The 16,477-nt window shown below is 44.2% G+C and carries 19 protein-coding genes; 6 read left to right on the top strand and 13 right to left on the bottom strand.

Going from position 1 to position 16,477, the window contains the following annotated elements; genetic code table 11:
• Positions 1 to 2: 2 nt before the first annotated feature.
• The 11 genes from DACET_RS00100 to DACET_RS00050 all read right to left on the bottom strand — a co-directional run bounded on the left by DACET_RS00100 (position 3) and on the right by DACET_RS00050 (position 10,205).
• Positions 3 to 515: an NADH-quinone oxidoreductase subunit J gene (locus tag DACET_RS00100; protein WP_013009374.1), complete on the bottom strand. Its 513-nt coding sequence runs from the start codon at positions 513 to 515 to the stop codon at positions 3 to 5.
• Complete coding sequence (gene nuoI / locus DACET_RS00095) at positions 512 to 1,009, bottom strand: NADH-quinone oxidoreductase subunit NuoI (protein ID WP_013009373.1); 498 nt, start codon at positions 1,007 to 1,009, stop codon at positions 512 to 514. The genes DACET_RS00100 and nuoI overlap by 4 nt, the downstream gene beginning before the upstream one ends.
• A gap of 11 nt (positions 1,010 to 1,020) precedes the next feature.
• Complete coding sequence (gene nuoH / locus DACET_RS00090; protein WP_013009372.1) at positions 1,021 to 2,007, bottom strand: NADH-quinone oxidoreductase subunit NuoH; 987 nt, start codon at positions 2,005 to 2,007, stop codon at positions 1,021 to 1,023.
• Between the two features lie 27 nt (positions 2,008 to 2,034).
• Positions 2,035 to 4,281: a molybdopterin-dependent oxidoreductase gene (locus DACET_RS00085; RefSeq protein ID WP_013009371.1), complete on the bottom strand. Its 2,247-nt coding sequence runs from the start codon at positions 4,279 to 4,281 to the stop codon at positions 2,035 to 2,037.
• Between the two features lie 19 nt (positions 4,282 to 4,300).
• Positions 4,301 to 6,094: an NADH-quinone oxidoreductase subunit NuoF gene (gene nuoF, locus DACET_RS00080; RefSeq protein ID WP_013009370.1), complete on the bottom strand. Its 1,794-nt coding sequence runs from the start codon at positions 6,092 to 6,094 to the stop codon at positions 4,301 to 4,303.
• Between the two features lie 3 nt (positions 6,095 to 6,097).
• Positions 6,098 to 6,604, bottom strand: coding sequence for an NADH-quinone oxidoreductase subunit NuoE (gene nuoE, locus DACET_RS00075; RefSeq protein ID WP_013009369.1), 507 nt, complete (start codon positions 6,602 to 6,604; stop codon positions 6,098 to 6,100).
• 12 nt (positions 6,605 to 6,616) lie between these two features.
• Positions 6,617 to 7,804 (bottom strand): NADH dehydrogenase (quinone) subunit D, encoded by a 1,188-nt coding sequence (gene nuoD / locus DACET_RS00070; protein ID WP_013009368.1) that lies wholly within the window; start codon positions 7,802 to 7,804, stop codon positions 6,617 to 6,619.
• An 11-nt stretch (positions 7,805 to 7,815) separates the two neighbouring features.
• Positions 7,816 to 8,313, bottom strand: coding sequence for an NADH-quinone oxidoreductase subunit C (locus DACET_RS00065; protein ID WP_013009367.1), 498 nt, complete (start codon positions 8,311 to 8,313; stop codon positions 7,816 to 7,818).
• An 11-nt stretch (positions 8,314 to 8,324) separates the two neighbouring features.
• Entirely contained in the window at positions 8,325 to 8,801 is a 477-nt protein-coding gene (locus tag DACET_RS00060; protein ID WP_013009366.1) for a NuoB/complex I 20 kDa subunit family protein, read from the bottom strand.
• Complete coding sequence (locus DACET_RS00055) at positions 8,792 to 9,145, bottom strand: NADH-quinone oxidoreductase subunit A (protein ID WP_013009365.1); 354 nt, start codon at positions 9,143 to 9,145, stop codon at positions 8,792 to 8,794. Before DACET_RS00055 ends, DACET_RS00060 begins: the two co-directional genes overlap by 10 nt.
• Positions 9,146 to 9,296: 151 nt before the next feature.
• Positions 9,297 to 10,205 (bottom strand): RluA family pseudouridine synthase, encoded by a 909-nt coding sequence (locus DACET_RS00050; protein WP_013009364.1) that lies wholly within the window; start codon positions 10,203 to 10,205, stop codon positions 9,297 to 9,299.
• A 285-nt stretch (positions 10,206 to 10,490) separates the two neighbouring features.
• Between DACET_RS00050 and rpsF the strand changes: the two genes are divergently transcribed.
• Genes rpsF through DACET_RS00020 form a run of 6 tightly spaced genes read left to right on the top strand, consistent with a single transcriptional unit; the run spans position 10,491 to position 14,784 of the window.
• Positions 10,491 to 11,033, top strand: coding sequence for a 30S ribosomal protein S6 (gene rpsF, locus DACET_RS15250; protein ID WP_013009363.1), 543 nt, complete (start codon positions 10,491 to 10,493; stop codon positions 11,031 to 11,033).
• Positions 11,034 to 11,055: 22 nt separating this feature from the next.
• A complete protein-coding gene (gene ssb / locus DACET_RS16090; protein ID WP_013009362.1) occupies positions 11,056 to 11,451 on the top strand; it encodes a single-stranded DNA-binding protein in 396 nt (131 codons plus the stop codon).
• Between the two features lie 9 nt (positions 11,452 to 11,460).
• Positions 11,461 to 11,691, top strand: a complete 231-nt coding sequence (rpsR, locus tag DACET_RS16085; RefSeq protein WP_013009361.1) for a 30S ribosomal protein S18 — start codon at positions 11,461 to 11,463, stop codon at positions 11,689 to 11,691.
• A gap of 50 nt (positions 11,692 to 11,741) precedes the next feature.
• Positions 11,742 to 12,644 (top strand): DUF2232 domain-containing protein, encoded by a 903-nt coding sequence (locus tag DACET_RS00030; RefSeq protein ID WP_169304160.1) that lies wholly within the window; start codon positions 11,742 to 11,744, stop codon positions 12,642 to 12,644.
• Entirely contained in the window at positions 12,635 to 13,558 is a 924-nt protein-coding gene (locus DACET_RS00025; protein ID WP_013009359.1) for a cation diffusion facilitator family transporter, read from the top strand. The genes DACET_RS00030 and DACET_RS00025 overlap by 10 nt, the downstream gene beginning before the upstream one ends.
• Positions 13,555 to 14,784 (top strand): LL-diaminopimelate aminotransferase, encoded by a 1,230-nt coding sequence (locus tag DACET_RS00020; RefSeq protein WP_013009358.1) that lies wholly within the window; start codon positions 13,555 to 13,557, stop codon positions 14,782 to 14,784. Before DACET_RS00025 ends, DACET_RS00020 begins: the two co-directional genes overlap by 4 nt.
• Before the next feature lie 40 nt (positions 14,785 to 14,824).
• Here the strand turns inward: DACET_RS00020 and DACET_RS16160 are convergent, their stop codons facing one another.
• Together DACET_RS16160 and dnaA are read right to left on the bottom strand one after the other, a co-directional pair.
• A complete protein-coding gene (locus tag DACET_RS16160) occupies positions 14,825 to 15,040 on the bottom strand; it encodes a hypothetical protein (protein WP_013009357.1) in 216 nt (71 codons plus the stop codon).
• A 61-nt stretch (positions 15,041 to 15,101) separates the two neighbouring features.
• Positions 15,102 to 16,442, bottom strand: a complete 1,341-nt coding sequence (gene dnaA / locus DACET_RS00010) for a chromosomal replication initiator protein DnaA (RefSeq protein ID WP_013009356.1) — start codon at positions 16,440 to 16,442, stop codon at positions 15,102 to 15,104.
• Between the last annotated feature and the right edge of the window lie 35 nt (positions 16,443 to 16,477).

Here is a 16,477-nt window from a genome sequence, read left to right as displayed (position 1 = left end):
CCTTAATCCTTTTTTGCTATTACGATTGCGCCGATCATTGCTACGAGAAGCATGATAGAGACTATCTCGAAAGGCACAAGGTATGTTGTAAAAAGGTCTATACCGAACATTTTCACATTTCCGAAGTTATGCGGATCTGCAATTCCTGTCAGCTTTGCCGTTTTGATGATGTCAGCCCCCATAAGAGTCATTACGATCTGAAGGAATACTATGAAAGCAACAATTCCTCCGAGAACGACTTTAAACGGCATTTTGATAAAACCGTTTGACTTCGGGTTAAGCAGCATCACAACGAACATGTACAGTACAAGAATAGCTCCTGCATATACCATTACCTGAATAGCCGCAATGAACTCGGCGTCAAGCTGTACGAAGATGCCAGCCACACTAAAAAATGTGAGTAGCATCCATAGTGCTGAATGTACCGGGTTTTCTCTGGTTATGAGAAACAGAGCAGAGACAACCGCAGTGATTCCCAGCACCCAGAATCCTATGTTTGCCAGAATTGCGTTCATTGCTTAACTCCTTCAACAAGTTTCTTTTTGAGGTGCTTATTCTTCCAGTTACCTTCAAGGTTGTCCTTGTAGTTCTGGGAAAGTGTCTTCATGTTGATAACATAGTTGTCTCTGTTTGAGTCAACAGTGTTCCACTCCCACCCCATATGGATGGCGTCAACAGGGCAGACCTCTTCGCAGTATCCGCAATAGATACATCTGGAGAGATCAAGCTCATACTTCCTGATAAGCCTCTCACCGTTAGGACCGCAGTCAGTTTCTATGTGGATGCACTCTGAAGGGCAGACCTTCTGGCAGAGGTAGCATCCCACACATTTTGTCCTGCCGTCTTCGTGTGTTTTGATATACTGAATCCCTCTGAATCTGTCCATAATAGGAGTAGCTTCATAAGGGTACTTATATGTCACAGGTTTTTTAAACATGTGCGAGAGGGTAATGCTGAGCCCTTTCAGGATTTCAGTTAAGAAGATTGTTTCAAATATGTTCTTTCTCATTTCACTACCCCTTAATTCCTTACCGCATAGACGATAATGCTTGTTATAAGCAGATTCGCCAGCGCGATTGGAATAAGTATTTTCCATCCGAGGTTCATAAGCTGGTCATATCTGAGCCTTGGAAGTGTAGCTCTGAGCCACAGGTACAGAAACATGAACGCAAGAACCTTGATAAAAAACCAAACCAGCGGCGGAAGAAGTGGTCCGTTGTAACCGCCAAGAAACATAATGGCGCACACACAAGCAATAACCCACATGTTTGCGTATTCCCCAAGAAAGAACATAGCAAATCTCATGGAAGAGTATTCTGTGTGGAATCCGGACACAATCTCTGTTTCAGCCTCTGGAAGGTCGAAAGGAGCTCTGTTTGTTTCCGCAACTGCGGAGATAACAAATATGACAAATGCAACAAACTGAGGGACAACAAACCACATACCTGCCTGTGCATCAGTGATGCCCTTTAGGCTCAGAGAGCCGGCAAGGAGAACAGGGCCGATAAGTGAAAGTCCCATAGATGTTTCGTAGCTGATAACCTGAGCTGTCGAACGGAGTGACCCCATAGTAGAGTACTTCGAGTTTGAAGCCCAGCCGGACATAATAATACCGTACACGCCCACTGATGAGAGTGCCAGTATATACAGGAGACCGACATTGATATCAGATACATAAGGCTGAACCTTCATACCGAAGAGAGTCATCTCATCGGCAAAAGGTATAACCGCAAAGGCTGCAAGACCTGGAACCATCCCAAGGAAAGGAGCAACATAGAATACTGGTTTATCAACCATATCCGGAGTCACATCTTCCTTAGCAAAGAGTTTCAGACCGTCGGCCAAGGGTTGCAATAGTCCTTTAGGACCCACGTGTGACGGACCGAGACGAACCTGCATATGACCAATTACTTTTCTTTCAGCATAGGTCATGTAGGCTACACCGATAAGCGTGCACACGACTATAATCAGTATCTTGATTAGTGTGAAGACAATCGCGAGTACCATTCCCCTACCTCTTATCTATAACTTTCATTACTTAATAATTTCCGCTTTTAAGTATCTTCCGTTGGAGAAGATGTCGGCTGTATCAGCAAAGTCCTCAGGAAGTGATATACATCCTTTGGTCATTTGCTTATCTATCTCAACAACAAACTCACCAGTGAAGCTGTCCCCTTTAAGTTTGACGGTGTCACCGTCTTTAAGGTCCATCTCCTTTGCGTCGTCAACGCTTACCTCAAGCACCGGTGAACCGTATACTTTCGCGAGGTCTGGCGACCATCTTGTGTAAGAACCTGAATGCAGCCTGAGGCTGGCGGGATAAAGGTAGAACCTGCCGCTGCCTTTAGCTGTAACCGCTGCTTTTTCCATGTCTTTTTTGAAAACTGATGGATAAGGAACAGTACCGCCGTCCCACTCGACACCGGAATAAAGTTTCACCTCTTTCTCAATAAGCTTTCTCACGGAATAAGCATCCGCAGGAAGCTCTGCACCGAATTCCTTTCCTAATGCAGCCAGCACCTCGGCATCACTTGGGACGCCTTTGTCTACAGCTTTACTGACAAGTTGAACACGTCCTTCAAGGTTAGTAAAAGAACCGTTCTTCTCTGCAAAAGTAGCTACAGGGATGTAGACATTTGCCAGCTTTGCGGTGTCGCTCATGAAAGGATCGGTAACCATAAGCAGATCAAGTTTCTGAAGTGCTCCTGAAAGTTTGCTCCAGCCTGTTCTTGTCACAATGTTTTCACCGAGACAAACGACAGCCTTGATTTTTCCGGACTCGACGCCCGCTGCAAACTCCGCAGGAGATTTAGCACCACAGCCCATGTCGACAATGCCGACTGAGTTATTTTTGTGTTTGGCAGGAACAAGTTTGACTTTGCTGCAAGCCTTCTTGATCTCTTGTGCGATATAAGCATCTGCTTTACTGTGCGGGTCAAACACAAGAACAGGCTTCTCAGCGTCAAGCATAAGCTTGGCATCAGCAGCGTATTCATTGTCAGCTCCGCCCATAGCAGCGCAGAATTTCTCCATCTCTTCTGCAAGTTTCTCAGGGTTGCCTGTCACAAATTTTGTGGAAACCCTTCTGAGTGCAGTCATGCTTGGATAGAAGACAAGAAGTGAACTCCCCTCTTTCCTTGCGGCAACTCTCACAGCGAGTCCGAGAATAGGATTGGATTCTGTTACGTTTATATTGAGGACTGTAAGAGCATCACTGTTCTCTACATCCTCATATGTGCCTTCCGGCATAATTTCGTCAGTCTCAGTTGAAAAGACATTTGAAGTACCGATAGCAGACGCAAGCTTAGCAGCGAGGAAAGCTTCCTCATTTGTAAGTCTTGGGGAGACGACGAGAGCAACACTCTCTTTTGAAACCCCTTTTATCTTATCAGCGGCATATTCAACAGCTTCCGTTACAGAAACTTTTTTAGCTTCGCCTTTAACTTTGACCTGAGCCTCAGTCTCGCGCTTTACACTATTCATAAAGTCGAAACCAAAACGGCCTTTAGCGCACATGTATCCGTGATTAACGCCCTCTTCCGGCATATCATTCATGCGGAAGACTTCGTTCCCTTCGTAGTCGATGCTCACAGTACATCCGCAAGAGCAGAGACCACATATCGTCTTTTCACTTTCCAGATTCCATGGTCTGTTTTTGAACAGATAAACCCTGTTGTTGAGTGAGCCGACAGGACATACGCTAATACATTGACCGCAGTATTCACAGTTCCAAGGCTGTTCAAAAGAGGTACCGATCATAGTGTCTGTACCACGGTTCAGGAAACTAATCGCCTGAATATTAACAACCTCGTCACAAATACGCACACAGCGTCCGCAAAGAACACATCTGTCTATATCCCTTTCTATGAAAGGGTTAGTGTGGTCAACAGGAGTGTCATTAGGTACAGCGTCAAAGCGAACTTTTGTTACACCAACTTCATATGTAAGGTCTTGCAGAGTACACTCACCACCTTTGTCACAAACAGGACAGTCAAGGGGGTGATTTATAAGAAGCAGTTCAACCGCTGTCTTACGCACTCTGGAGAGCTTTTCAGATTCAGTTATGATTTCCATTTTGTCGGTGACTGGGGTTGTACATGCAGCCTGAAGCTTAGGCATACCAACCTGCTCAACAAGGCAGACCCTGCAAGCACCGAATGGATTGAGTCTGGAGTCGTGGCAAAGCACGGGAATATGAACTCCTGCCTCTTTTGCGGCATCGAGTATCGTTGTCCCAGCCGGAACCTCAACCTCTTTTCCGTTTATTTTTACAGTAAGCATACTGAAATTCTCCTCGGTCCTAATCTATCGCGTTAAATGGGCAGTTCACGATACACTCGCGACACTTAACGCATTTTTCGTTGTCGATAACTGCAAACTGCTTCTTTTCCCATGTGATAGCATCAACAGGGCAGGCTTTTTTACAGAGACCGCATTTCTTACATCTTTCGTTCACAACGACAAATTCTATCAGCTCCGCACATTCCCTTGCAGGGCATTTTTTGTCTTTGATGTGCGCCTCGTACTCGTGCCTGAAGTACTTAATAGTAGTAAGTACCGGGTTAGGCGCTGTCTGTCCGAGACCGCAAAGTGAAGATGTCTTGATGTCCTCACCGATCTGCTGGAGCAGTTCGATGTCTCCCTCACGCCCTTTACCGGTTGTGATTCTGTCGAGGATATCAAGCATTGTCTTAGTACCGATTCGGCATGGTATACATTTACCGCATGACTCTCTCTGAGTGAATGTGAGGAAGAACTGCGCAACGTTAACCATGCAGTTTGTTTCATCCATAACAACCACACCGCCGGAACCCATCATGGCACCCGCAGCTATTAGTGAGTCGTAATCTATCGGTGTCTCAAGGTGGTCAGGAGTAAGGCAGCCACCTGATGGCCCGCCAAGCTGAACAGCCTTGAATTTTCTCTTTTTCGGGATACCACCGCCAACGTCAAAAATGAGCTCGCGCACAGTAATTCCCATAGGAACTTCCACAAGACCGCTGGACTTAATCTTTCCTGAAAGTGCAAAGATTTTTGTACCTTTTGATTTCTCTGTACCTATTCCGGAATACCATCCTGAACCCTTAAGGATTATGTTCGGGAGGTTGGCGAATGTCTCAACGTTGTTAACGTTAGACGGTTTCTGCCACAACCCACGGACAGCAGGGAAAGGAGGTCTTGGTCTCGGCATCCCTCTTTCGCCTTCAATAGATGCGATAAGTGCAGTCTCTTCACCGCAGACAAATGCTCCGGCACCCTCTTTCAGCTTCAGTTTGAAGTTGTAGTCAGAGCTGAAAACACCTTTGCCGAGATATCCGGCAGCTTCCGCATCTTTGATAGCTTTTATTACACGCTCAATAGCAAGAGGATACTCAGCACGACAGTATATGTAACCTTCGTCACACCCGATTGCGTATCCAGCTATAAGCATACCTTCTATAACAGCGTGGGGGTTACCCTCGATAATGGAACGATCCATGAACGCTCCAGGGTCACCCTCATCCGCATTACAGATGAGATATTTATGATCTTCAGTTTTAGCTCCACGGCAAAATGTCCACTTAAGACCTGTCGGGAAGCCACCGCCCCCACGACCACGAAGCCCTGACGCTTTAACTTCCTCAATAACTTCTTCCGGCTTCATAGTGATAGCTTTTTTGATAGCTTCGTATCCGCCGAGTTTTACATAGTCTTCGAGGCTCTCTGGGTCTACACGACCGCAGTCATGAAGCACATAGCGCTTCTGTTTATCATAGAACTGGAAGTAGTCAGCCTTAGCCGCCCACTTTTCAACGACCTGACCACCGATAATGTGTTCCTCAACAATGGTAGGAACCATCTCAGCAGTAACATGCTCATATGTGATGGACTTTTCGCCAGGCATATATACATCAATAAGCACGTCACGGGCACACAGTCCCCGACATCCTGTCTGCTTGGCTTCACAGTTTCTCTCTTTCGATTCAGCGTTTTTGAGACCATGCTTCTCGAACTGTTCGTCGAGGGCAGCCATAACCTCTATCGCGCCTGAGGCAACCCCTGCGGTTCCCATGCAGACGTGAACTTCAACGTGATCTGTTTTAAATTCGTTCATAACCTACCCCTGATCTTCCGGAAGGTTCGCATATTCCCTGAAGATCTTTCTGGCATCTTCAGGTTTAAGGTTACCGTAAGTTTTATTATTAATCATAATAACGGGAGCCATACCGCATGCACCGATGCAGGAAACCTCTTCAAGTGTGAACTTAAGATCCCCACTTGTTTCACCGTTACTAATTTTAAACTCTTCTTTAACAATCTCAGAGATACGCCCTGAACCCTGAACGTGGCAAGCAGTCCCTCTGCAAACCCTTATGATATATTTACCTCTTGGTTTGGTATAGAACTGTGCGTAAAAGGTTATCACACCGTAAATCTGGTGCGGTGACATATTCAGATTGTCCGCAATTCTCTCTACGAGTTCCGGGAAGAGAAATCCGTAAGCATCCTGAGTTTTCTGAAGAACAGGTATTGTTGCTCCCGCCCAGTCTTTATACTGCTCACATATCTCGTCACATACTGTCGGATCGAATTCCTGAGTTACTAATACTTCATTTTCTGCCATATCTGCTTCCCCTTACCTGTCGATCTCACCGAGTACAACGTCATTTGTACCGATGACAGCAACAAGGTCAGCCAGCATGTGACCCTTAGCCATTTTGTTGAGAACTCCAAGGTTGACAAATGAGGGGGATCTGATCTTCATTCTGTAAGGTCTCTCTTCCCCTTCGCTGACAAGGTAAAAACCAACCTCGCCTTTGGTTCCCTCTATGCCTTGATAGGTTTCGCCTTTCGGAGGTCTGAAGCCTTTGGAAACAATATAAAATCTTCTAATAAGAGCTTCCATGCGCTCATAGACATCTTCATGCTTAGGCATAGACACACGTGGATCGTCTGTCATAACTTCGCCTTCAGCCGGCATCTGTTCGAGAGCCTGAGCGAGAATTTTATTTGATTCGCGCATCTCTTTCATTCTGACTTTATATCTGGCGTATGTATCGCCTTCCTGTTCAACAGGGATTTCCCAGTTAAATCTGTCATAGATGCTGTAGGTTTCGTCCCTTCTCAGGTCGAAATCAACACCGGAACCTCTCATAAGAGGGCCTGATGTACCATAGACCATTGTTTCCTCAGCAGTGAGGTGACCAATTCCTATTGTACGACCCATCCATATCCTGTTGGTTGTAAGAAGATTTTCATATGTGTCAACGTTTGCTTCAAATCTGCTGACGAAGTCTGCAAGAGTAGTATAAAACTCTTCAGGCATATCTTCTCTTACGCCGCCAATCCTCATCCATGAAGATGTCATACGCTGTCCTGTTCCCATTTCAAACAGGTCGAGCAGCTCTTCACGTTCGCGGAAGGCGTAAAGGAACACTGTCATAGCACCTATATCGAGTGCGTGAGTTGCGATCCATACTAAGTGGGAAACGAGTCTGGACATTTCAGTAAGAATAATTCTGAGATATTCAGCTCTTTCCGGAATTTCAACATTAAAAAATTTCTCTACAGCAAGACAATATGCAAGGTTATTTGAAAGAGGTGATAAGTAGTCGAGTCTGTCTGTAAGAGGAATTGTCTGATGATATGTTCTGTTTTCAGCAAGTTTTTCGGTACCTCTATGCAGAAAGCCCACGTCAGGCTCAACATTGACGATAGTCTCACCGTCAAGGTCTACAATAAGTCTCAAAACACCATGTGTACTGGGGTGCTGAGGTCCCATGTTTATGGTTACTACTTCCGATACGTTTTCTATCCTACTCATATTTTCAGCCCCTACCTTGTAAACTTAAGTCCGAGACCCTGTTCATCAGCATTGTTGAACCAGGTTCTCTCCTTAAGCGGAAAGTCTTTTCTGAGAGGGTGTCCTTCAAAGAACTCAGGCAGAAGCACTCTTTTGAGGTCTGGGTGTCCTTCGAAAATAACACCGACAAGGTCGTACTGCTCCCTTTCCATCAGATTGGCACCTGCCCAGATATCTGTGATAGTCGGGAACTTGTTGTCTTCGCTTGCAGTCTTAACAAAGACCCTGAGCTTATTCTCTATAGAGAACAGATTGTTTGTTATTTCAAACTTCTCACGCTTTTTGGGCCAGTGTGTTGCAACAACGTCGACCATATACTTGAAGGAGAACTCTGTAAACAGTGCCTGCAGCACGTCTTTATAAACAGAAGAATCCTTCACTTTGATAAAGTTGCATTTGAACTCTGTGTAGCAGTTAAGCTTTTCAGGGAACTGTGCAGACAGTTTTTCAGTAAGTTGCTCGAACGTCATAGTATTTCCCCTTACTTCCTGAGAACTTTCTCAGTCATTATTTTTGACTGGAGAGCTACTATTGCATCTAGCAGTGCTTCTGGTCTGGGAGGACACCCGGGAACATAAAAGTCCACAGGAATCACTTCGTCCACACCCTGAACTGTAGAGTATGTGTCATAGATACCGCCTGAGGTAGCACAGCTCCCCATAGCGATAACCCACTTTGGCTCCGGCATCTGAACGTAAACCTTTCTGACGACAGGAGCCATCTTTCTTGTAACTGTACCAGCCACAATCATAAGGTCAGCCTGTCTTGGTGTAGCACGAAATATGATCCCCATTCTGTCGAGGTCAAATTTCGCAGCACCAGTCGCCATCATTTCGATCGCGCAGCAGGCAAGACCAAATGTCACAGGCCAAATAGAGCCTTTCCTACAATAATTGATAACGTTATCAATACTTGTAGTTAAAACGTTTTCTGGTAATTTACCATCGATCAAGCCCATTCTAACGCTCCTTTCTGCCAAGCATAAAAATAGCCGAAGACAAGTATTACGAGAAATAAGATCATCTCGATAAGTCCAAACAGGCCGATCATGTCAAACGCCACGGCCCACGGAAACAGGAAGACTGTCTCCACGTCAAAGATCACAAACAGCATAGCGATAATATAAAATCTCACATTAAGGCGCTTTCTGTTTTCGTCGAGTGGCGGCATACCGCACTCGTAGACACTAAATTTCACTTTTTCGTATTTCTTAGGACGTATAATGGCTCCGGCAAACATAACAATTAAGCCGAGCGTTGACGCTACCAAAAGAAATAACACTATAGGCAAATATCCACTCATACATCACCTCTGTATTTTGTATACAGTATGCAGTATCTATCACGAACACAGCGGGGGTGTCAACAAGAAACATCGTTTTAGGATTAAAACTTTTCAGGTTTAACCGCCTGTCATTCACATTGAAATCAAACAAGCGTGAGTTCAAAAATTACTATAATTTAAGTCCTATTATAAGTTCCTTCATATCAAGCGGAAGTGGTGACTCAAAGACCATATCCTCCCCTGTAAAAGGACTCACAAAAGCTAACCGAAAAGAGTGCAGAGCCTGCCTTTTTATAGGCAATTTCAACGATTGACGATGTCCGTAAACCACGTCCCCGGCAAGGGGGAATCCTGCATGACTCATATGTACTCTTATCTGGTGAGTTCGTCCAGTGAAGATGCGTATTTCAGCGAGAAATGCATTGTTGTTTTGTTTTAAAACACGTACACCACTTTTTGAATATCGTCCATCCTCACGTACACACATCCTCTTTCGGTCTTTATAATGACGACCAATTGGTTGCTCGATCGTGAACTCTAACTCTTTGGGTTTTCCCCAGCAAACAGCAAGGTATCTTTTGTCTATATCCCTGTCAGCAAAGACTTTTGATAACACTTCCCTAGATTTTCTATTCTTCGCAACTATCATAAGCCCGGATGTATCTTTGTCCAGCCGATGCACAATCCCCGGTCGCAGGTCGTTATCATCGGTAATATCAAATTCTGCCAGCATCGCATTCACTATTGTATCATCCGCATGTCCGGGTGCGGGGTGTACTGTTATGCCCGCAGGCTTGTTTATCACGGCAAATTCATCACAATCGTAAATTATTTCTATGTCCATTTTTACGGGTGTCAGCTCAGGCACTTCCTCCCTTGGAACATCAATTACAATACTGTCTCCGGATTTGACTTTATACTTCTTTGGTTTTGATACACCGTTCACCTTCACAAATTCATCCGTCACCAGACGCTCGGCAAAAGACCTGCTGATGTCTGTATTATCCGCTATATAAGCATCAAGACGCATATTACCAGTTTCAACATTTAGTTTTATTGTTTTCTCAATACCTGACATTTGTTAATTCTATCCGTTGTTTTATTTTTCATCGTCAACCCTAAGTGAAATATCCATGTATTAATACCATATCACTCAGAGGCTACATACAATAAGTATACGCAGAATACATTAACTGAGATTGCCATAACTTTAACTTTTAAACAATAATGTATTACACAACCGGAAAGGAGCAGCCTGCAATAAAGTGTTGACATAATAGCGTGAGTAACGTTATAAAGTTCGACCACCTTTGTTGCGTGTACATATAGGTGCGCAACTGCGTAAGACCATGAAGGAGGAAAAATGAACACTTACGAAACCGTATTCATCGTCCGTCCTGATCTGCCACAGGAGGAACTCGACAAAGAGCTTGAGTTCTATAAAGGCAATATTGAACAGCACGGCGGTAAAATTCTTAAAGTTGAGCCTTGGGGCAAGCAGACTATGGCATATGACATAGAAAACTTCAGAGAAGGCGTATACTTTCTTATCCAGTTCGAAGCCAGCACTGAGTATCATGACGAACTCAATCTCAGATTCCGTTACAATGAAAACATTCTCAGATTTGTTGTTGTGGCTATCGACGAAAAGAAATTTAAACTCAACCCTAAAAGAGACACATCCGGTCCTAAACGTTACGGGAAAAAACCTAGCGGTCCTAGGAAACCAAGAGAGGATGCAGAGCAATCTGAAACAACAGAGGAGAAAAAGGTAGAAGCTCCGGCTGCTGAAACACCAGCAGAAGCCCCCGCTGAAACTCCAGCTCAGGCTGAGACTATAAGCGAAGCACCTGAAGCTCCCGCAGTTGAAACAAAAGAAGAAGAGACTGAAAAGTCCGCTGACTAATTCTCTTCTCTAGGAGTATCTTATGGGTTTTCTGAACAAAGTAATGATGCTGGGCAATGTAACTAGGAATCCGGAAGTCCGTTATATACCGGGACGTGATCTCCCCGTTGCTAAATTTGGTCTGGCTGTAAACAGAAAAACTAAAGACAAAGAAGAAACCTGTTTTATCGACATAGTTACATTCGGCAGAACTGCTGAAATGTGCGGCGAATACGTTACAAAAGGTATGCCGTTGCTTATCGAAGGCAGGCTTTCATACAATACCTGGGAGCAGGAAGGCCAGAAAAGGAGCAAGCATGAGGTGGTTGCTGAGAACATCCAGTTTGTATCATCCAGAAGAGATGACAACAGGAATGATTCCAGTTCCTTTAAAGAGCCGTCCGCTGACACTATCGACGAAGACGACATTCCATTTTAGGAGGATTTAATGGCTTTTGTAAAACGCAGATTTCAGCGTAAAAAAGTTTGTAGATTCTGCACAGAAACTATAGATATAGACTACAAAGATGTAAAACTGCTCAGACAATTCGTTACAGAACGCGGCAAAATTATGCCACGCAGACTGACAGGCACATGTGCAAGACACCAGCGTCAGCTTGCTACAGCAGTTAAAACGGCAAGAATCATAGCTCTTCTTCCGTTCAGCCTTACAAAATAATAACCGGGGAGCATCTGCTCCCCTTTTTTTTTAATGACAAAAATATGAATATGCACATAGCCTTATACCCGCTTATCGCTGTAATACTTTTTGCTTCCAATGCTGTTATCCCGCAGTTTGGTCTTGTTGCGGCTGTTTTCAGCCCCCTTGTACTTCTGCTGTACTTTGCACATCAGGAACGTGACAGAAGATATGACACCATGCTCGTTGTCCTTGTTGCAGGGCTTGCTGTGTTCAATCATGTTCTGGCTGCTTTCTTTATTATATCTCCTGTCTTTTCAGCAGTCTTTATAAGATACTGTCTGCGCAAAAAAATCTATACTTCGTGGCTCCCGGCGACCGGGGCGGCACTTCTCTCTTTTGCTGTAACTTTTGTCATAATCTACGGTTTCGCTTCATACAGAGAGGGACTTGTTGAATTTGCTTCTAACGGTCTGAAGACCTTTATGGATGCAGCTAAAGAGGCAAATGCGCCGATGACTCAGTCTCCGTATTTTACTCAGATTGACGAAAACAGAAATCAGGCAGCACTTTCCATAGTTCTTGTATTCCCTGCATTCAATTACATGTACACGGTTTTTGCCGCCTTCATAGCCCTGCGTCTTTTTTCAAAAATCAAAAACATCCCGCATGAGAATTTTCGTCTTCCGGACAACTTGGTTTGGGCACTGATAGCGTCTCTTGCACTGGTATTCACTTCATCTCTTTTCCTCCGCTTTACCGGAATCAATTTTGCAATGATACTTATGACCCTGTATGCATTTCAGGGGTTCGACATAATACTTTTCTGGATGAACCGCTTCAAAGTTCTGCCCATTATAAAGGCTATCATTTTCATATTTATTTTTTCTGAACCCCCGATTATACTCATTATCTCTCTGGTAGGACTTTTCAGTGTATGGTTTAATTTCTATGGAAGACCAAAAGACGAGGAGCAGGAGCGATCGGAGTAACAAAGCTTACCGCTACAAAGGTATCAATCGCAACAGCCAGTGTTTTAGCTATTACAAAGGCAACAATAGGTCTTTTGACAGGTTCGCTTGCTGTTCTGTCTTCGGCTCTGGACTCAATCCTTGATATCATTTCTTCCAGCGTTAACTATGTGGCAGTAAAGGTCTCTGACCAGCCGCCTGACGAAAATCATCCATACGGTCACACAAAATTCGAGCCCCTTGCAGCACAGATCCAGTCATTTCTGATTTTGTTCTCCGGTATTTATATATTTTATAAAGCGTACACGAATGTAGAGCAGCAGGCGGTGATAACAGATATCAGCATCAACATATACGTTATGCTTTTTTCTATGTTTGCCACACTCTTCCTCGTTATCTTCCTGCGTAAAGTGGCAAAAGCAGAGAAATCACAGGTTTTGGAAGCGGACAGCCTGCACTACGAAATTGACCTCCTCACGAACGGCGGAGTGCTAGTGGCACTGCTTATTATCAAATTTACCGGTTATCATCTGATAGACTCACTTGTAAGTGCACTCATTGCAGTATATATTATCTTTTCAGCAATAAGACTCAACTTCAATGTGACCAAAGATCTGCTGGATGAAGTTATCCCTGATGATGAGCTGGCAATTGTCGAAGAGATAATCAACAGCCATAGCAAAGACATCGTAGAGGTACACAAGCTCCGCACCAGAAAAGCAGGGACGAAACGCTTCATAGATATGCACCTTGTGCTGTGGAACGGGATGAGCCTTCAGAAGGCTAACGACCTGCGTACAGATATAGAAAACAGAATCAAAAAGAGTCTTAAAGACTCTGATGTAAATATATACATCGAGCCGTGCAAAGCAGACATCTGCGATGAATGTGAGGTTTGCGGCGACGGCAGAAATACTTCCGGGAGAGAAAAATGAGCCTTTTTATGGAGAACCTGATTGCCGAAAGACTCGGCGGAAAAATGTTTGGTAAAGATACCACTATCTACAAATTCGAAAAAATCAAGCGTGCAAAAAGAGCCGCCATTAAGGATAATCCTGATATGGAGCTTATAGACATGGGTGTTGGCGAGCCTGATGCTATGGCTCACGGCGATGTAGTAAAAGTCCTCCAGAGGGAAGCGGAAAAACGTGAAAACAGATTTTATTCCGACAACGGTATTGACGGATTTAAGTCTGTTTCTGCTGAGTACATGAAAACAAGATTCGGTGTCGAGCTTGACCCTTCAACGCAGATCAACCACTGTATAGGTTCAAAACCCGCACTTGCCCTCTTCCCGCTGGCACTTATTAACCCCGGCGATGTGGCAATAATGACTGTACCCGGCTACCCTGTCTCTGGCACAACTACAAAATACCTCGGCGGTGAAGTATATAATGTTAAGCTGCTGAAAGAAAATAATTTCCTGCCGGATCTCGACAGCATCCCTGAGGATATTTGCAAACGTGCGAAATTCCTCTACCTTAACTACCCTAACAACCCTACCGGTGTTCTGGCTCCTAAAGAATTTTACGAAAAAGTTGTGGCTTTCGCCAAGAAATACGACATTGCTGTGATCTCTGATGCGGCATACATTGAGCTGACCTTCGGCGAGAAACAGCCCTCATTTTTATCTGTAGACGGAGCGATGGACGTTGGTATAGAGATACACTCTCTCTCAAAGTCGTTCAACATGACAGGCTGGAGGATAGGCTTTGTATGCGGTAACAAACATCTCGTACAAGCTTTTGCAACAGTCAAAGACAACAATGACTCAGGTCAGTTCATACCTATTCAGAAAGCAGCATGTTACTGTTTGGAGCACCCCGAGCTCATCGCACCGACAAAGGAAAAATACGGCAGAAGACTCAATATGCTTGCAAATGTACTCCGCAAAAACGGCTTCAGCGTCGAAGAACCCAAAGGATCATTTTACCTTTACTTCGGCATTCCTAAAGCTACAGAGTCCGGACGTAAATTTGAATCAGGCGAACAGTTCTGTGATTATCTCATCAGAGAGAAACTTATCTCTTCTGTGCCTTGGGATGACGCAGGTAACTTCTTGCGTTTCAGTGCAACATTTGTAGCTGACACAGTTGAAGAGGAAGAGCGTATCGCAAAAATAATAGACGAAAGACTCTCTACAGAAAAATTTATATTCTAATAATCGATCGTCATAGATTCTCACGGGTAAACCCGTGGTTCTATTGCTTCACAGCTAGAGCATATGCAAAATATGTCACTGCGATGCCCGCAGGGCTGTGGCAGTTTCTGGACTCGTTAGTTAATCCTGAGATTGCTTCGTCATTACATTCCTCGCAATGACTTATAAGCTCTAAAGCTGTGATTAACTCATTCATCCACGCATAAATAGATAAAGCCGGTTCACTAAGAGCCGGCTTTTCAATTGAAATATTCATATTTTAATTTAATTTTTGAAAATCAGTATGACTGTCTGCTTATGATACTTTTCAACAACTTTTAGGACTGACAGTAAAGATCCTTCTCCAGTGTGGAGATTATTAGTTGAATTTCCTTACTCTCCTCATGCTTACCGGCGATTGAGTTCACCGCATGAAGCACAGTGGAGTGGTCACGCCCGCCAAAGATTGAGCCGACCTCCTGCAATGACAGGTTCAGCTTCTCGCGCAGCATATACATTGCTATCTGCCTTGGAAACGAAATACTCTTCGTACGTTTCTTAGAGCGCAGATCAGCCATCTTCACATTAAAATACTTGCAGACAGCGTTCACAATATCGTCTGAGGATACCATCTTATCTTTTTTTACTATAAACTTATCAAGCGCATCTTTAGCAAGATCTATCGTGAGCCCGCGTTTATGGAAAGACGCAAAAGCAGAAAGCCGCACAAGTGCCCCCATAAGTTCCCTTACGTTCTCGGTAATCATGTTTTCAGCGATAAAGAGGGCAACTTCGCCCGGGAGCTTCAGCCCCATAAACTCAGCACGCTTCATAAGTATAGCTGTCTTCTCTTCTGTGCTGGGGGGTTGTATATCTGCGATAAGCCCCCATGCAAACCGGCTTTTAAGCCTGTCTTCCATGTCGGGAATCTCAGCAGGGGTTTTGTCACTGGTTATTATTATCTGTTTTTGATTATCGTATAATGCGTTAAAGGTATTAAAAAATTCCTCTGTGCTTCTCTGTTTACCCGAAAGAAACTGCACATCGTCAAAAAGGAGAACATCTATTGTGCGGTATCTCGCCTGAAACTCCTCCATCTTTCTGGTACGCAGAGAGTTGATCATGTCATTAGTGAAAGTCTCACTTGTTATGTAAAGAACTTTCATCTTAGGAAATTTTTCAAGGATACGGTTGCCGACTGCGTGCATAAGGTGAGTTTTCCCGAGACCTGAACCGCCATATATGAACAGCGGATTATACTGCATAAACTGCCCTTCGGAAACAGCCTCGCAGGCAGAGAAAGAAAACTCGTTAGAGCCCCCTGCGACAAAATTAGCGAATGTATAATCTCTGTTAAGCCCTGAACCGTTTTTATGAACATATACAGGAGCACCGGCAGGAACGCTTGCGGCTTCCTGTGTATGCGGTTTTTTCACGCCACCGACAACAACTGTTACGTCAGCATCTATACCGAGGGTATTATTAAAAACTTTCTTTATATGTTTAAGAAACTTATCGTCTGTCCATTTTTTATAAAACTTATTAGGAGCGGAAAGGGTTATCATATCCCCTCTCAGTTCTGCGATAGTCAGCGGCTCAAGCCACGTCTTTATCTCGCTTTCATCAAGTTCACTCTGGAGGTTTTTAAGAACCTCTTCCCAAATACTGCTTTCATCCATACTAATAGTAAATCCTGAATTATTAAAGAACGGTT

The organism is Denitrovibrio acetiphilus DSM 12809 (assembly GCF_000025725.1).
Lineage (GTDB): Bacteria > Chrysiogenota > Deferribacteres > Deferribacterales > Geovibrionaceae > Denitrovibrio > Denitrovibrio acetiphilus.
Note: the sequence above shows the minus strand (reverse complement) of the source record. Positions and strands in the feature narration are given on the sequence as shown.

Bases quoted from the DNA above. Each gene is read 5' to 3' on its own strand.
- DACET_RS00100 (WP_013009374.1), bottom strand. From the start codon at position 515: ATGAACGCAATTCTGGCAAACATAGGATTCTGGGTGCTGGGAATCACT.
- nuoI (WP_013009373.1), bottom strand. From the start codon at position 1,009: ATGAGAAAGAACATATTTGAAACAATCTTCTTAACTGAAATCCTGAAA.
- nuoH (WP_013009372.1), bottom strand. From the start codon at position 2,007: ATGGTACTCGCGATTGTCTTCACACTAATCAAGATACTGATTATAGTC.
- DACET_RS00085 (WP_013009371.1), bottom strand. From the start codon at position 4,281: ATGCTTACTGTAAAAATAAACGGAAAAGAGGTTGAGGTTCCGGCTGGG.
- nuoF (WP_013009370.1), bottom strand. From the start codon at position 6,094: ATGAACGAATTTAAAACAGATCACGTTGAAGTTCACGTCTGCATGGGA.
- nuoE (WP_013009369.1), bottom strand. From the start codon at position 6,604: ATGGCAGAAAATGAAGTATTAGTAACTCAGGAATTCGATCCGACAGTA.
- nuoD (WP_013009368.1), bottom strand. From the start codon at position 7,804: ATGAGTAGGATAGAAAACGTATCGGAAGTAGTAACCATAAACATGGGA.
- DACET_RS00065 (WP_013009367.1), bottom strand. From the start codon at position 8,313: ATGACGTTCGAGCAACTTACTGAAAAACTGTCTGCACAGTTCCCTGAA.
- DACET_RS00060 (WP_013009366.1), bottom strand. From the start codon at position 8,801: ATGGGCTTGATCGATGGTAAATTACCAGAAAACGTTTTAACTACAAGT.
- DACET_RS00055 (WP_013009365.1), bottom strand. From the start codon at position 9,145: ATGAGTGGATATTTGCCTATAGTGTTATTTCTTTTGGTAGCGTCAACG.
- DACET_RS00050 (WP_013009364.1), bottom strand. From the start codon at position 10,205: ATGTCAGGTATTGAGAAAACAATAAAACTAAATGTTGAAACTGGTAAT.
- rpsF (WP_013009363.1), top strand. From the start codon at position 10,491: ATGAACACTTACGAAACCGTATTCATCGTCCGTCCTGATCTGCCACAG.
- ssb (WP_013009362.1), top strand. From the start codon at position 11,056: ATGGGTTTTCTGAACAAAGTAATGATGCTGGGCAATGTAACTAGGAAT.
- rpsR (WP_013009361.1), top strand. From the start codon at position 11,461: ATGGCTTTTGTAAAACGCAGATTTCAGCGTAAAAAAGTTTGTAGATTC.
- DACET_RS00030 (WP_169304160.1), top strand. From the start codon at position 11,742: ATGCACATAGCCTTATACCCGCTTATCGCTGTAATACTTTTTGCTTCC.
- DACET_RS00020 (WP_013009358.1), top strand. From the start codon at position 13,555: ATGAGCCTTTTTATGGAGAACCTGATTGCCGAAAGACTCGGCGGAAAA.
- DACET_RS16160 (WP_013009357.1), bottom strand. From the start codon at position 15,040: ATGAATATTTCAATTGAAAAGCCGGCTCTTAGTGAACCGGCTTTATCT.
- dnaA (WP_013009356.1), bottom strand. From the start codon at position 16,442: ATGGATGAAAGCAGTATTTGGGAAGAGGTTCTTAAAAACCTCCAGAGT.